Origin of the sequence: Citrobacter sp. S39 (genome assembly GCF_009495675.1) — a bacterium.
GTDB classification, from domain to species: domain Bacteria; phylum Pseudomonadota; class Gammaproteobacteria; order Enterobacterales; family Enterobacteriaceae; genus Citrobacter; species Citrobacter freundii.
The window spans coordinates 111,972-126,352 of record NZ_CP045556.1 but is presented as its reverse complement, the minus strand read 5'-3'; the positions used below and the strand labels follow the sequence as shown (position 1 = coordinate 126,352).

Sequence of the window (14,381 nt, the reverse complement as noted above, 5' to 3'; positions counted from 1 at the left end):
GACCGTGGCGGCTACCACATTCTGTCTGATGACCAGCCCGGCGTTCGCGGTTGAGGAAACCACGCCGCAGAATATGACCTGTCAGGAATTTATGGATATGAACCCAAAAAGCATGACCCCGGTGGCCTTCTGGGTAGTGAATCGCAACACCGACTTTAGCGGCGGCGACTATGTTGACTGGCATGAAGTCGAGACCGTTTCGGTACCGAAAATGCTGCAGGAGTGCCACAAGAACCCCGCCGCTAAACTTGGCGATCTCAGCGCGGTCATCAAAAAATAACCCCCCCGGCATCAGGCCGGGGAAACCCGCCGCGCTGCGGCGGGTCCCGCTTTACTCATCGATACCGCATTCGCACGGCAGAAAGCGGCCGATAAGCTTGCGATACAAAAACGCCCCGATAATCGCCCCCACCACCGGCGCCAGCAGCGGCACCAGAAAGTAAGGGATCGCCAGCACACCGGTAAAGGCGATCGAGCCCCACCCGGCCAGACTGGTAAACAGTTTTGGGCCGAAGTCGCGCGCCGGATTCAGCGCAAAGCCGGTTAGCGGCCCCATCGACGCGCCGATCACGGCGATCAGCAAGCCAATCAGCAACGGCGCCAGCGGCCCGCGCGGAATTCCGTTGCCGTCGTCGGTCAGGGCCATGATCATCGCCATCAGGATTGCCGTGATGGTGGTCTCAACGGCAAACGCTTGTATAAAAGTGATATGTGGATGCGGGTACGTGGAAAAGACCCCGGCCAGGTTAAGGCTGGCGGCAGTGCCGCGCACGATATGCTGACTCTGTTCAAGATCGAGAAACAGCTGGCGATAGAGCCCATACACCAGCGCGGCGGCGCAGAAGGCCCCGGCCGTCTGGGCAACAATAAACGGCAGCACCTTGCGGCGTTCAAAACAGGCGAACAGCCACAGGGCAATGGTCACCGCCGGATTAAGGTGCGCGCCGGAGACACCGGCCGTCAGGTAGATGGCCATGGCGACGCCAAGGCCCCAGATAATACTGATCTCCCACTGACCAAAGCTGGCCCCGGCGACCCGCAGCGCAGCGACGCAGCCCGCGCCGAAGAAAATGAGCAATCCGGTGCCAAGAAACTCGGCCACGCACTGCCCGGTTAAGGTAGAAGTCTGGTTCATTATCGGCATCCTGAAATAGCACGTTAAAGAGAGAGGCTGGCGCGAGCGCCCGTTTAATTCGCCTGACCGGCCAGTAGCAGCCCGGTGGCGACCGCATTGCGCGGCCCTTCTGTTCCCCGAATATTGCCCTGCCCGGCGACTACGCCATAGTGCGACAAGGCTTCCGTGATAAGCTGCGGGATCTCAAAGTCCAGCGATGAGCCGCCCACCAGCACCACAAAGGCGATATCGCGAATGGAACCGCCGGGTGAGACCTGGCGCAGCGCGCGCAGGCAGTTGGTGACAAACACTTTCTCTTTCGCCTGCCGGCGCACGAGACGAATTTTTTCCAGCGGGCTGGCGTTATCGATCGGCACCAGTTCGCCCTCCTTGATGTACACCACTTTGGCGAACACCGCCGGGCTGAGGGCTTCCCGAAAGAACTCCACCGCGCCATTCTCGTGACGAATACTGAACAGGCTTTCCACTTTGGCCAGCGGGTATTTTTTTATCGCTTCCGCCAGCGAAAGATCCTCGAGGCCCAGCTCGGTTTTAATCAACAGGCTGACCATATTCCCCGCCCCGGCGAGATGGACCGCCGTTATCTGCCCCTCCGCGTTGACGATCGCCGCATCCGTCGAGCCGGCGCCGAGATCGAGGATCGCCAGCGGCGCCGCACAGCCGGGAGTGGTTAACGCCCCGGCGATGGCCATGTTGGCCTCCACGCCGCCCACCACCACCTCGGTCTGCAGTCGGGCGCTCAGTTCGCGGGCGATAACCTGCATTTGCAGACGGTCCGCTTTCACCATCGCCGCCATCCCGACGGCATTTTCCATGGCGCACTCGCCGGCCATCCCGCCCTGCACCTTGCGCGGAATAAACGTATCCACCGCCAGCAGATCCTGGATGTATATCGCGCTCATCTCATGGCCGGTCAGGGACGCCATTACCTTTCGCACCCGCTCCAGCATGCCGCCTGCGTGCGTGCCTGCTTCACCACGAATATCACACACGGGCGCGCAGGCGCTCATCGCCTGCATAATGGCCTGCGCGCCTTGCGCTACGTCGGCTTCACCGCCACGCTTTTCACCACGGATAAAGATCTTACCCGCCGGGATCACTCTTGATCGCACATCTCCCTGCGGGGTTTTCAGCACCACAGCGGAACGGTTGCCAATCAGCGCTCTGGCGATGGGGACAATAGTTTGTGTTTCCTCAGGGGTCAGGGCAAAGAAGGTTGCGATACCGTAAGGATTCGACAGCACCCGCACCACCTGTCCCGGGGCCGCCACTTCCACCGCCGCCAGCACGCCTTCCGGCACCTTCTCCAGTAGAGTGACTTCATCAACCACCGGTATTGGCCGATGCAGGCGATTATTCACCAGCACGCCATCATCTTTTTTCAGGATGGCCGCCACCACGTTGACGCCGCGATCCAGCGCTTCATTGATAAACCAAACCGCCTCAAGGAAATCCATCTCCTCACCCACCAACGGTATCCAGCCCTGGGCAAATCGATCCTCGCTCAACGCCGCCAACTTCTCCACGGCGATGGTGGTTCCCATGCCCACGCCAACGCCGCCGGGCGTTTGCGGGTTATGACCAATCATCGTTGATTCGGTAATGATGGTTTCAGTGATGGTTTCCATCGCCACATCGCCAATCACCGGTGCGGCCTCGTTGATGCAGATTTTTGCCACGTCCTGCAGCGACCACGGCGTTTTATCCAGCGCCTGCTGCAGGGACGCGACCACCCCGGCGATATTCTCCCGCGTGCCTTTCATCCCGGTCGTGGCGACAATCCCGCTGCCGATAAACCGGCCATCCTGCGCCAACGCCACTTCAGTGGTGGCGTTGCCGATATCGATCCCTGCAATTAACGGCATGCTGCCTCCGTCACTGACTGCCTTTACGCAGCTTATTTCTCTGCTGGTATACCTCTGCCGACTCGCGGACAAACCCGGCGTTCACCGTGGCGTGCCAGGTGTGTTCCAGTTCATCGGCAATGGCCTGCAACTCGGCGAACGAAGAACGAAACGGCCTCAGTGCGTTGTAGATCTCCAGAATGCGGGCATCCGGGATCGCAATCAGTTCTGCCGCACGACGAAAATTGCGCGCCACGGCATGACGCTGCATCTGCTCGGCAATCTGCGCCTGGTACTCCAGCGTTTGCTGAGAAATACGCACATCCTGCGGCCCTACGCGGCCCGCCAGCACATTCTCAAGGGTAATGTCGGTTAGCGGCTTGCCGCCAGGCGTCCGGATTTTCTCCGGGCAGCGGGTGGCTAATGGGTAATCCTGCGCGGTCATGATGTTGTCGTTCATGGTCATTCCCTTACCAGTGCAATATGCAACGTGACAGGCGCAGCATCCTGCACCACGTGTTTGGTTTCTTTGATGTGAAACAGCGCGGCCTTGGCCATAAATTTAGGGCGCACCATCTGGTCATTGACCACTGGCACCGGCGAAGGCGACTCTTTGCGTGCATAGCGTGCGGCGTTTTTACCAATCTGACGATAGGTTTCCAGCGTCAGCAGCGGAGCCTGAGAAAACAGTTCCAGGTTACTTAGCGGCAGCAGATCGCGCTGATGAATCACCGTGGTTCCTTTCGACTGGATACCAATCCCAATGCCTGAGCCGCTGAGATTTGCCGCATCCCATGCCATAAAAGAAACATCTGAGGTGCGCAGGATCCTCACTACTCGCGCATGCAGCCCCTCTTCTTCGATGCCAGCAACCAGCTCTTTCAAAATCGCGTTGTGCGGCATATCAATCAAGGTTTTATGCTGATACTTATCAAAGGCCGGGCCGACGCCTATCACGACTTCATCCACGCGTTCGTCCGCTTTAGCCGCCTCGCCTTCGCTCACCTGTAAGATGAAAACCGGCTTACGTTCAGTTGTGCATTCCACTGTGTACCGCCTTATTCGATCGAGCCGGGCTGAACCACGCCCGCAATATTTTTAATTTCCGCCCAGCGTTCGGCACTGATGCGATAGCCGGTACCAGGTCCCTGATAATCATTGATGTCGTTGACGGCGCTGACGACGTCGAACTGGCGATCCAGAATAGCCGACGTTTGCAGGTAATCACCGGTAACACGCTGTCTCAGCATATTGAGGATGTTACTGGCGATATCTTCGAAACCGCTACGGCTTAGTGCGCCGACGATATCCAGCCCGGTGATATTGCGCTTCATCATCTCTTCCACGGCGGCCAGATCTTCCACCACATTGCGCGCGGGCATATCTTTGCTGCCGTGAGCATAAGTAGCAGCTTCGACTTCTTCATCGCTAATCAGCGGCAGGCCCAGTTCGCGGAACACTGCCTGAATGGCGCGTGCCGCCTTGTTGCGGATGGCGATGGTTTCTTCTTCGGTTACAGGACGCAGACCACCATCAACCATCAGATCGCGTTGCAGAATGTTGTAATCATCGAAGTCTTCCGCGTCGAAGTTCGACCCGGCAAACATGTTGTCGTAGTTCGGTACGGCGCTATAGCCGGAGAAGATAAAGTCGGTGCCGGGAAGCATTTGCATCAGGGTACGGGCGGTACGGCGAATATCAGAGTGGGAAAAGGTCTGGTCATTGGCGGAGGCCACTTCAAGGTCGAGCATTGAGGCAATCAGGTTTTCCGCCAGCACCGCGCGGATCCCCGACGGCACCGCGCCGGTCATGCCAATACAGCTGACCGCACCGTTTTGCAGCCCCTGTACGCCCGCGCCTTTGGTGATAAAGATGCAGCGCGACTCCAGATAGAGCATCGATTTACTCTCGGAATAGCCCATCAGCGCTTCCGAACCGGTGCCAGAGGTGTAACGCATTTTCAGTCCGCGAGACGCATAGGCCGAGGCGAGAAACGCTTTGGACCACGGCGTATCATCGCCGTCGGTAAACACAGACTCTGTACCGTATACCGACACGGTTTCGGCGTAGCTGGTTAACCCGCGCATCCCCAGCTCCAGCTCAGTCGCCTCCTCAACGGAACATTGCGTCAGCACGCCGGGGCGACCGCACTGGGAACCGACCAGCAGCGCCAGGGCGTTAAACGGCGCATAGCGGGCGATCCCGACCGTCGTTTCCTGTTCTGAAAAACCACGGATCCCCGCTTCAGCCGCATCGGCGGCAATCTGTACCGGGTTGTCTTTCAGGTTGGTGACATGGCACTGGTTGGACGGCGTGCGTCTGGCGCGCATTTTTTGCAGCGCCATCATCATTTCCACCACGTTCATTTGCGCCATCACCTCCACCGCTTTCGCCGGGGTGATAGCGGTGGTAATAGCAACAATCTCTTCCCGGCTGACGTGGATATCCACCAGCATTCTGGCGATCTCCAGCGCGTCGAGCCGCATTGCCCGTTCAGTTTCAGCCACGTTAATCGCGTAGTCGGCAATAAAACGGTCAATCATGTCGAACTCGGCGCGGCTCTTGCCGTCCAGCTCAACAATACGACCATTCTCTACCTTCACCGACGAAGCCGGATCGTAGGGGCTTTCCATGGCGATCAGTCCCTCTTCAGGCCATTCGCCAATCAGCCCATCCTGATTTACAGGGCGCTTCGCAAGCACTTCGAATCGTTTTGATCTTCTCATAGTTTATGGACTCAAAAGATAAAAAATAGGGACGCCGGGCCGTATTGCCGGGGACACACCTCCCGGCATTCGCCTTTCATCAGCAATGGCCGAACTCTAAATGAGCACAGCAATAAAAAAATAAAATTAATTTCGTTCCAATTTGGCACGTAATAAAAATTCATCGTTCCATATTGAAACGGTTCTCAGGAATATTCGTAGCGAATTGTGACGAAGTTAAATGATCATTATCAATAAACACTAATACACAAAATTAAATTAATACTTTTTAAATTTTCACCCTATTGACTTAATAACGCGCGGCGAGAAAATAAAGCCAAACCCAATGATAAAAAATAGCTGTATCGCGATATTTTCGTGACATCAGCCCTACAACATTTTCAGGAGAGACTGTGAATAAGAGCCAACCAATCGCCACCATTACGCTGGCGGCGGCGAAAAAAATGGCGCAGGCCGTCGAGGCTAAAGCGCTTGAGATCAACGTGCCGGTGGTCTTTTCCGTGGTGGATCGCGGCGGCAACACGCTGCTGATGCAACGCATGGACGACGCGTTCGTCACCAGCTGTGATATTTCTCTTAATAAAGCGTATACCGCCTGCTGTCTGCGGCAGGGGACCCATGAAATTACCGACGCGGTACAACCGGGTGCGTCACTATATGGTTTACAGCTAACGAATCAACAGCGGATCGTTATTTTTGGTGGCGGCTTACCTGTCATGTTAAACGATAAATTAATCGGTGCTGTCGGCGTAAGTGGCGGTACTGTCGAACAAGACATGTTATTAGCGCAAACCGCACTGAATTGTTTCTCTGAATTATAATTTAAATCTAAGAAGGTAAATTATGAGCTATCGTATGTTTGATTACCTGGTGCCAAATGTGAACTTTTTTGGCCCGAATGCTATTTCCGTCGTGGGCGAACGCTGCAAACTGTTGGGCGGTAAAAAAGCGCTGCTGGTGACTGATAAAGGTCTGCGAGCCATTAAGGACGGCGCGGTTGATAAAACCCTCGAACATCTGCGTGAAGCCGGTATTGACGTGGTGGTGTTTGACGGCGTCGAGCCAAACCCTAAAGACACCAACGTGCGCGACGGCCTGGACGTTTTTCGTAAAGAGCAATGCGATATCATCGTTACCGTCGGCGGTGGTAGCCCGCATGACTGCGGTAAAGGCATCGGTATCGCGGCGACGCACGAAGGCGATCTCTATAGCTATGCCGGGATTGAAACCCTGACCAATCCGCTGCCGCCGATCGTCGCGGTGAATACCACCGCCGGTACCGCCAGCGAAGTCACCCGTCACTGCGTGCTGACCAATACCAAAACCAAAGTGAAGTTTGTGATTGTCAGTTGGCGCAACCTGCCGTCGGTTTCCATTAATGACCCACTGCTGATGCTCGGCAAACCTGCGCCACTGACTGCGGCAACAGGAATGGACGCCCTGACCCACGCCGTTGAGGCCTATATTTCAAAAGATGCCAACCCGGTTACCGACGCCGCCGCTATCCAGGCAATTCGTCTGATCGCCCGCAACTTACGCCAGGCCGTAGCACTGGGCAGCAACCTGAAAGCTCGCGAGAATATGGCCTATGCCTCTTTGCTGGCGGGTATGGCCTTCAACAACGCCAACCTTGGCTACGTTCACGCGATGGCGCATCAGCTTGGCGGTCTGTACGACATGCCGCACGGCGTAGCAAATGCCGTCCTGCTGCCGCACGTGGCGCGCTATAACCTGATCGCTAATCCGGAGAAATTTGCCGACATCGCGGAGTTTATGGGTGAGAACACTGACGGTCTGTCCACCATGGATGCTGCCGAGCTGGCGATTCGCGCCATCGCTCGCCTGTCAGCCGATATCGGTATTCCGCAGCATCTGCGCGAGCTGGGCGTCAAAGAAGCCGATTTCCCGTATATGGCGGAAATGGCGCTGAAAGACGGCAATGCCTTCTCCAACCCGCGTAAAGGTAACGAGAAAGAAATTGCCGGGATCTTCCGTCAGGCATTCTGATCAATAAGGGGGCGCAATGTCACTTTCATCACCGGGCGTACATCTGTTTTATCACTCACGCTGGCAGGATACGCGCGTGCTTGATGAACTATGCTGGGGGCTGGAAGAGCAAGGCGTCCCTTGCCGGACAATCTGTTGCGACGAGCATGACTGCGCGCTGGCCCTCAGCAAGCTGGCGGCTAAAAGCTCAACGCTACGCGTGGGTCTCGGCCTCAGCGCCAGTGGTGATATTGCCCTAACCCACGCCCAGCTACCCGAGGATCGGGCGCTGGTCTGCGGGCATATCGCCGCTGGGATAGCCAGCATCCGCACGCTCGGCGCCAATGCGGGCCAACTGGTCAAAGTGCTTCCCTTCAGCGAGATAAAATAAATGTATCGCATCTATACCCGAACCGGTGATAAAGGCACGACCGCGCTGTTTGGCGGCAGCCGTATCGACAAAGACGACATCCGCGTTAACGCCTATGGTACGGTGGATGAACTGATTTCCCAGCTTGGCGTCTGCTATGCCAGCTCGCGCCAGGCAGAATTACGCCAGGATCTGCATGCCATCCAGAAGATGCTGTTTGTGCTGGGGGCGGAACTCGCCAGCGATGAGAAAGGTCTCGCCCGCTTAACGCAGACGATTAACGCCGAGGATATTCAGGCGCTGGAGCAACTTATTGATCGCAATATGGCGCAGAGCGGCCCCCTGAAAGAATTTGTCATTCCGGGGAAAAATCTGGCATCGGCACAACTACACGTGGCGCGCACCCTGGCACGGCGGCTGGAGCGGATCCTCATCGCGATGGACAAAAAGCTGACGTTACGCGATGAACCCAGGCGTTATATCAACCGGCTGTCGGATGCGCTGTTCTCCATGGCCAGAATCGAAGAAACTACTCCAGATGTTTGCGCTTAAACTGGCTGGCGTCGATGTCGTACTGCTTCATCTTACGCCACAAGGTGGTGCGACCAATATTCAGCAGTTGCGACATCTCCTGTACTCGCCCACTGGTGACACGGGCGGCATGGATAATCGCCTCTTTTTCGATAGCGGTAAACGTCAGGCTGGCTGGCAGCAGGGAAGACGCGGTCTCCAGACCGGGACGCTCGGCAAACAGATAATCAGGTAAATTACTCAGCCGGATATGCCCGTTATCGCTACTGATAGCGATGTTTTCGATAATGCTGTTCAGCTCGAAATCATTGCCCGGCCACGAATAAGCCACCAGTTGTGCCAGCGCGTCGTCGTCGATCTTCAGGCTGGATGAGAAGCGTTTTTTCAGGCTATTCAGTCGCGTATAAATCAGCGAGGGAATACTGTTACGCCGCGCCCGTAGCGGCGGGATAACAATCTCAAAAGAGTGCAGCGCGTAATACAGTTGGCGGCTAAAGCGGTTTTGCTCCACCAGATTAGCGAGATCAACCGTAGTGGTGGCGATCACTTTCACATCCACCGGAATCAGCCGACGGGCATCAAGACGGGTTAATACTCCCTGCTTAATCACCTGTAACAGCGCGGATTGCAGCTCCGGTGCCAGATATTCAATTTTCTCCAGAAACAGCGTGCCGCCGTTCGCCAGCTCAAGGCGGCTCAACCGACCATTTTCATCATCGGTAGGCGCACTGCCCATAAAATCCTGCCCCAGCACGCTGTTGGCATACAGCTGACAGTTCACGGCAATATACGGTCCGCTGGCGCGTTCGCTTTCATTGTGAATGGCCTGGCTCAGCAGCTCTTTCCCTACGCCCTCTTCCCCACACAGCAGGATCGGGAAACTCCCCCTTGCCGCCTGGCGACCAAAATGGATCAAGCGTCGGGTTTCCGGATCGTCCGTCGACATCTGCTCAAAGGTGTGGCTCACCTTACCAAGCTGGCTGGTCATCAGCTGACGCATTTGCTCCACCGGGTGCAGCAGCAGGATAAAGCTGTTGCCCTGCTCCTCAACAATCGGCTTCAGGGTGATAACAGCATCAACAAACTGGTGCTGGCTTTCAAAAGTGACTTCGACGTGATTCAGACCGCGGGCATGTTTAATTGCCCGACGCAGCAGCATGGGCATATTGAGCAGGTCGTGAATGTTTTTGCCCTGGCTGGCCTGCGCGTCGAGATGCAAAAGCAGCGCCGCGCGCGCATTGAGGAACTGCAACACCCCCTGCTCATTCCAGGCCATCACGCCATCATCCATGCTCTCCAGCAGCCCGTACATCTGGTTCAGATGGCGGTTGGATTCTGCCAGCAGGCTGTCGGTCAGCAATGAATTGCCGACTTCTCTGGCAATCGCCAGCGTCAGGGATAAATCAGAAACGGACTCATGTTCTACCAGACAGCACAATGAGATGGAGCCAAACAGATGCCCATGGTTATCGAACACCGGCGTCGAGCAGAACGACCACGGATGCAACGCCTGTTTAAAGTGCTGAGCGCCAGAGGTTTTTGTCGGCTGCCCCGGCATCGTCGCCAGCGACAGCGCACAACTGCCGATAATGCTTTCCGCGCAATAGCTGCCGTCGCGAAATCCAAGCTCCGCCAGCTGTTCTATCGTCTGCGGATCGCCGCAACGGCTGAGAATACAGGCTGATTCATCCAGAATCAGCAGTGCGCACGGACGACCGTCCATAAACTCCCAGGCATCTTCCAGCGCGGCCTGCGCAATCGTCAGCAGCGCCGTCTTGCGACGACAAATCGACTCAAAGGTCAGCCCTTGCGCCTGATGCGGCGCCTGCCAGGTTTCCCGCTGCATAAACTTGCTGCAACGATGCCAGGACTGGGCGAGAACCGAAGAGACTTCCTGCCCGATGCTATGCGTGTGCGCCGTCATATCCCTTTCCGCTGTTTTGCCATAGACAACCCCTCCGGCAGAGACTGTCAGAGGGGGAGAAGATGCTGGGTAAATTTACCTGTGCCCGATTAACGCGCCAGCCACTGCTGTCCCAGCAGGTCTGCCGTCAAAATAGCGGCATGTACGCTTTCAGGCGTCACCGGGAACGGCATATTGTGAATAGTTTCACCTTCTGCGCAGGTGGCTTTAGCCACGGCCATAATCTTGCCGTCAATGTCGTCTTTCACACCCATTTCCGCTAACGTTACCGGCAGGCCCACTTTCTGACAGAAATTCAGCACGGTTTCGATCTCTTCCATCGGGCTGTTCTGCAGCACCAGCTGCGCCAGCGTACCAAAGGCGACTTTTTCACCGTGGTACAGATGGTGGCACTCTTCCAGAATCGTAAAGCCGTTATGGATGGCATGTGCCCCCGCAAGGCCGCTGCTTTCAAAGCCGATACCGCTGAGGTAGGTGTTGGCTTCGACAATACGTTCCAGCGCATCGGTCACCACGCCAGCCTGGGCGGCTAAGCGTGCCTTTTCGCCTTCCGCCAGCAGGGTATCATAGCACAGGCGCGCCAGGCTCAGCGCCGCCACGGTGGACTGCCCGCCCGCCATGCTGGTCGCCCGAGCGTCATAACAGGCTTTCGCTTCAAACCAGGTCGAGAGCGCATCGCCCATCCCGGCCACCAGCAGACGTACCGGCGCTTTGGCAATAATTGCGGTATCCATCACCACCATATCCGGGTTTTTCGGGTAGATCAGATACTCTTCAAACTCACCCGCTTCGGTATAGATAACGGACAGCGCGCTGGTTGGCGCATCGGTTGAGGCGATGGTCGGGATCACCACTACCGGCAGCTTCTGGTAATAACCAATTGCTTTGGCGGTATCTAACGTTTTCCCACCGCCAATCCCAACCACGCCGCGGCAACCGTGTTTTTTCAGAATGGCAATCAGGCGATTAATTTCAACATGGCTGCATTCACCGTTGAAGCGTTCCGCGTGGCAGCTAATGTCATGGCTGTGCAGGCCATTGAGTACCTTTTCTCCCGCCAGCTTCATGACGAAGTCGTCCGCAATCACGAAAAAGCTGTCCGCCAGATTTTTAGCGTATTGACCAAATAAGGTAGAAGCGTCAGGACCCTGGAGATATTTGGCTGGAGATTGAATAACTTTTAGCATTCCTTTCATCCTCAAATAAGTACATGTTTTTACATGGTGAGCCCTGGCGTTAACCCGTTTAGCCTGATGTTGACGGCGAAAGCGGACGTACCGGAGCGATGTAATAACTGTATGGCGAGGCGTGTACAAAAAAATCTTTCGTCATTTTGTTCTGATATGGAACAGATAAAAATGACATGCGTTTCATATTGGAACGCTTAACCACAAAAATAATGAGATTTGCGATCTCGATCCGTTCCGTTACCGCGAAATTACCGACAAACACGATGATAAATTTCCCCAATTACGCGCCATCCTGGGTAAAGCCCCGCAAAAAAGACTGACTGCGCCGTGTGGCCTGCTCTGATCGCAGGAGGAAAAAGTCGAGCGAGTTCGCATTGTGATGATTTCTCGCCTAATTAAGTTTCATTTCGGAACAAAAAACAGCAATCACGTTTCGTAATGAAACTCATTTTCGTGTTGTTTTTTTCCATGCTGACTTCGCCAGAATCTCTCTATCGCCTCCGCACCATGAACATGCATTCGGGGGTTTGTCTTACACTCAACCTCGAGGAGCCGTTATGTCTCAATTCTTTTTTAATCAACGCCCCCATCTCGTTAGCGACGTGATCGACGGTACAATTATCACCAGCCCGTGGAATAACCTGGCGCGTCTGGAGAGCGATCCGGCCATTCGCATCGTGGTTCGCCGCGACCTTAACAAAAATAACGTGGCGGTGATCTCCGGCGGCGGTTCAGGACACGAACCCGCGCACGTTGGGTTTATTTGCGACGGCAGATCGATTCAAAGGTCAGCCCCTGCGCCTGATGCGGCGCCTGCCAGGTTTCACGCTGCATAAATTTGCTGCAGCGATGCCACGACTGGCTGATAACGGCTGAAACTTCATTTTCCGCACCCTGAGTCTGAGCTGTCATATCCCTTTTCCGCTGGAGTTAACACAGTTAAAACGACAAAACCCTCCGGCAGCGGCTGCCGGAGGGAGGAGTTGATGCCGCAATGCGCCGCGGCATAGAACCTTGTGAAAGACTTAACGCGCCAGCCACTGCTGCCCAAGCAGGTCCGCGGTAAGGATGGCGGCGTAGACGCTATCCGCGGTGACCGGGAACGGCATATTGTGGATGGTTTCGCCTTCCGCGCAGGTGGCTTTCGCCACCGCGTGGATTTTGCTTTCGATACCCTCTTTCACGCCCATCTGGGCAAGGGTGATCGGCAGGCCGACTTTTTCACAGAAGCCCATCACGGTTTCGATCTCTTCCAGCGGGCTATTTTGCAGTACCAGCTGCGCCAGGGTGCCGAAAGCGACTTTTTCGCCGTGATACAGATGGTGGCACTCTTCAAGGATGGTGAAACCGTTGTGAATCGCGTGCGCGCCGGCCAGGCCGCTGCTCTCAAAACCGATACCGCTCAGATAGGTGTTGGCTTCGACAATACGCTCCAGCGCATCGGTCACCACTCCAGCCTGAGCCGCCAGGCGTGCTTTTTCGCCTTCCGCCAGCAGCGTATCATAGCACAGGCGCGCCAGGCTCAAGGCCGCCGCCGTGGACTGCCCGCCCGCCATGCTGGTGGCTCGCGCATCGAAGCAGGCCTTGGCTTCAAACCAGGTGGAGAGCGCATCGCCCATCCCGGCCACCAGCAAGCGTACCGGCGCTTTGGCGATAATCGCCGTGTCCATCACCACCATATCCGGGTTTTTCGGGTAGATCAGATACTCTTCAAACTCGCCCGCCTCGGTGTAGATAACCGACAGCGCGCTGGTCGGCGCATCGGTTGAGGCAATTGTCGGGATCACCACCACCGGCAGCTTCTGGTAATAGCCGATCGCCTTCGCTGTATCGAGGGTTTTCCCGCCGCCGATACCCACCACGCCGCGGCAGCCGTGCTGCTTAAGAATGGCGATCAGGCGGTTGATTTCCGCATGGCTGCACTCGCCGTTAAACCGTTCCGCATGGCAGCTAATATTGTGGCTATGCAGGCCGTTCAATACTTTGTCGCCCGCCAACTTCATCACGAAGTCATCGGCGATAACAAAAAAGCTGTCGGCCAGGTTTTTAGCGTATTCGCCAAACAGCATGGCGGCATCAGGTCCCTGGAGATATTTGGCTGGAGATTGAATAACTTTTAGCATTCCTTTCACCCTCAAATAAGTGCGTATGTTGACACGTGAGCCCAGGCCGTCATGCCGCGGCGCCTGATATCAATGGCGCTTACAGCCACGCTGCCGGAGCGATGCATCCACTGTAGGGCGAGCCGCGGCGAAAAAAATTTTTCCCTTTTTTGTTCTGTTCTGAAACAGATAAAAAAATAATGCGTTTCACATTGAAACAATGTGACTGAGAAAGCGATGGGATTGCGATCGCGATCGGATCATTTTGGCAAAAAAGCCGCTATCGTCTCCCCTCTTTAACGCAGAAAATCGCCTCAATGCGGCACAATGGCGAAAAAAATCATCCTTGCCCCATTTCTGATAGCAGAAAAAAACGGACAAATTATTAGCGCTGGCTCGCATTTCTCCTGTTTATCGGCAATTAATGTTCCATAAAGGAACAAAAATTCTTTTCTACGTTCCGTTATGGAACCAATTTTGACGGCATTTTATTTTGCGCCCGCTCAGCCAGAATCACTACATCGCCGGGCTACCCTTATAGACAGGCGACCTCCCCCTACCCTACGGAGCATA

General features: G+C 55.6%; 13 protein-coding genes and 1 pseudogene. 6 read left to right on the top strand and 8 right to left on the bottom strand.

Going from position 1 to position 14,381, the window contains the following annotated elements; all coding sequences use genetic code 11:
- Positions 1-28: 28 nt before the first annotated feature.
- Positions 29-280, top strand: a complete 252-nt coding sequence (hdeB, locus tag GFB57_RS23710; RefSeq protein ID WP_007372196.1) for an acid-activated periplasmic chaperone HdeB — start codon at positions 29-31, stop codon at positions 278-280.
- Between the two features lie 51 nt (positions 281-331).
- On the opposite strand, the gene GFB57_RS23705 is transcribed toward hdeB, so the two are convergent.
- Genes GFB57_RS23705 through GFB57_RS23685 form a run of 5 tightly spaced genes read right to left on the bottom strand, consistent with a single transcriptional unit; the run spans position 332 to position 5,705 of the window.
- Positions 332-1,135: an MIP/aquaporin family protein gene (locus GFB57_RS23705; protein WP_007372195.1), complete on the bottom strand. Its 804-nt coding sequence runs from the start codon at positions 1,133-1,135 to the stop codon at positions 332-334.
- Positions 1,136-1,188: 53 nt separating this feature from the next.
- A complete protein-coding gene (locus GFB57_RS23700; protein WP_007372194.1) occupies positions 1,189-3,000 on the bottom strand; it encodes a diol dehydratase reactivase subunit alpha in 1,812 nt (603 codons plus the stop codon).
- 10 nt (positions 3,001-3,010) lie between these two features.
- On the bottom strand, positions 3,011-3,439 hold the full coding sequence (locus GFB57_RS23695) for a diol dehydratase small subunit (protein ID WP_007372193.1): 429 nt from the start codon (positions 3,437-3,439) through the stop codon (positions 3,011-3,013).
- A 2-nt stretch (positions 3,440-3,441) separates the two neighbouring features.
- Positions 3,442-4,026, bottom strand: a complete 585-nt coding sequence (locus GFB57_RS23690) for a propanediol/glycerol family dehydratase medium subunit (RefSeq protein WP_009652918.1) — start codon at positions 4,024-4,026, stop codon at positions 3,442-3,444.
- An 11-nt stretch (positions 4,027-4,037) separates the two neighbouring features.
- Positions 4,038-5,705, bottom strand: a complete 1,668-nt coding sequence (locus GFB57_RS23685) for a propanediol/glycerol family dehydratase large subunit (RefSeq protein WP_016241522.1) — start codon at positions 5,703-5,705, stop codon at positions 4,038-4,040.
- Positions 5,706-6,097: 392 nt separating this feature from the next.
- On the opposite strand from GFB57_RS23685, the gene GFB57_RS23680 reads away from it, so the two are divergent.
- Genes GFB57_RS23680 through GFB57_RS23665 form a run of 4 tightly spaced genes read left to right on the top strand, consistent with a single transcriptional unit; the run spans position 6,098 to position 8,613 of the window.
- Positions 6,098-6,526 carry a heme-binding protein gene (locus GFB57_RS23680; protein WP_007372190.1) on the top strand — a complete coding sequence of 143 codons (429 nt, stop codon included), beginning with the start codon at positions 6,098-6,100 and terminating at the stop codon, positions 6,524-6,526.
- Between the two features lie 22 nt (positions 6,527-6,548).
- Positions 6,549-7,712: a 1,3-propanediol dehydrogenase gene (gene dhaT, locus GFB57_RS23675; RefSeq protein ID WP_007372189.1), complete on the top strand. Its 1,164-nt coding sequence runs from the start codon at positions 6,549-6,551 to the stop codon at positions 7,710-7,712.
- A 16-nt stretch (positions 7,713-7,728) separates the two neighbouring features.
- Entirely contained in the window at positions 7,729-8,082 is a 354-nt protein-coding gene (locus GFB57_RS23670; RefSeq protein WP_007372188.1) for a glycerol dehydratase reactivase beta/small subunit family protein, read from the top strand.
- Positions 8,083-8,613, top strand: a complete 531-nt coding sequence (locus tag GFB57_RS23665; RefSeq protein WP_007372187.1) for a cob(I)yrinic acid a,c-diamide adenosyltransferase — start codon at positions 8,083-8,085, stop codon at positions 8,611-8,613.
- On the opposite strand, the gene dhaR is transcribed toward GFB57_RS23665, so the two are convergent.
- Positions 8,591-10,516, bottom strand: a complete 1,926-nt coding sequence (gene dhaR / locus GFB57_RS23660; RefSeq protein WP_009653098.1) for a dihydroxyacetone kinase operon transcriptional regulator DhaR — start codon at positions 10,514-10,516, stop codon at positions 8,591-8,593. The genes GFB57_RS23665 and dhaR overlap by 23 nt on opposite strands.
- A gap of 89 nt (positions 10,517-10,605) precedes the next feature.
- Entirely contained in the window at positions 10,606-11,703 is a 1,098-nt protein-coding gene (locus GFB57_RS23655) for a glycerol dehydrogenase (protein WP_007372185.1), read from the bottom strand.
- 560 nt (positions 11,704-12,263) lie between these two features.
- Between GFB57_RS23655 and GFB57_RS23650 the strand changes: the two are divergent.
- Positions 12,264-12,470: pseudogene (locus GFB57_RS23650) on the top strand (dihydroxyacetone kinase subunit DhaK); the annotation flags it as partial.
- A 261-nt stretch (positions 12,471-12,731) separates the two neighbouring features.
- On the opposite strand, the gene GFB57_RS23645 reads toward GFB57_RS23650, so the two are convergent.
- Positions 12,732-13,829 carry a glycerol dehydrogenase gene (locus GFB57_RS23645; RefSeq protein WP_007372182.1) on the bottom strand — a complete coding sequence of 366 codons (1,098 nt, stop codon included), beginning with the start codon at positions 13,827-13,829 and terminating at the stop codon, positions 12,732-12,734.
- Between the last annotated feature and the right edge of the window lie 552 nt (positions 13,830-14,381).

What these genes read in the sequence shown, in the direction of transcription:
- hdeB (WP_007372196.1), top strand. Translation starts at nt 29, where the DNA reads ATGACCAGCCCGGCGTTCGCGGTTGAGGAAACCACGCCGCAGAATATG.
- GFB57_RS23705 (WP_007372195.1), bottom strand. Translation starts at nt 1,135, where the DNA reads ATGAACCAGACTTCTACCTTAACCGGGCAGTGCGTGGCCGAGTTTCTT.
- GFB57_RS23700 (WP_007372194.1), bottom strand. Translation starts at nt 3,000, where the DNA reads ATGCCGTTAATTGCAGGGATCGATATCGGCAACGCCACCACTGAAGTG.
- GFB57_RS23695 (WP_007372193.1), bottom strand. Translation starts at nt 3,439, where the DNA reads ATGAACGACAACATCATGACCGCGCAGGATTACCCATTAGCCACCCGC.
- GFB57_RS23685 (WP_016241522.1), bottom strand. Translation starts at nt 5,705, where the DNA reads ATGAGAAGATCAAAACGATTCGAAGTGCTTGCGAAGCGCCCTGTAAAT.
- dhaT (WP_007372189.1), top strand. Translation starts at nt 6,549, where the DNA reads ATGAGCTATCGTATGTTTGATTACCTGGTGCCAAATGTGAACTTTTTT.
- GFB57_RS23670 (WP_007372188.1), top strand. Translation starts at nt 7,729, where the DNA reads ATGTCACTTTCATCACCGGGCGTACATCTGTTTTATCACTCACGCTGG.
- GFB57_RS23665 (WP_007372187.1), top strand. Translation starts at nt 8,083, where the DNA reads ATGTATCGCATCTATACCCGAACCGGTGATAAAGGCACGACCGCGCTG.
- dhaR (WP_009653098.1), bottom strand. Translation starts at nt 10,516, where the DNA reads ATGACGGCGCACACGCATAGCATCGGGCAGGAAGTCTCTTCGGTTCTC.
- GFB57_RS23655 (WP_007372185.1), bottom strand. Translation starts at nt 11,703, where the DNA reads ATGCTAAAAGTTATTCAATCTCCAGCCAAATATCTCCAGGGTCCTGAC.
- GFB57_RS23645 (WP_007372182.1), bottom strand. Translation starts at nt 13,829, where the DNA reads ATGCTAAAAGTTATTCAATCTCCAGCCAAATATCTCCAGGGACCTGAT.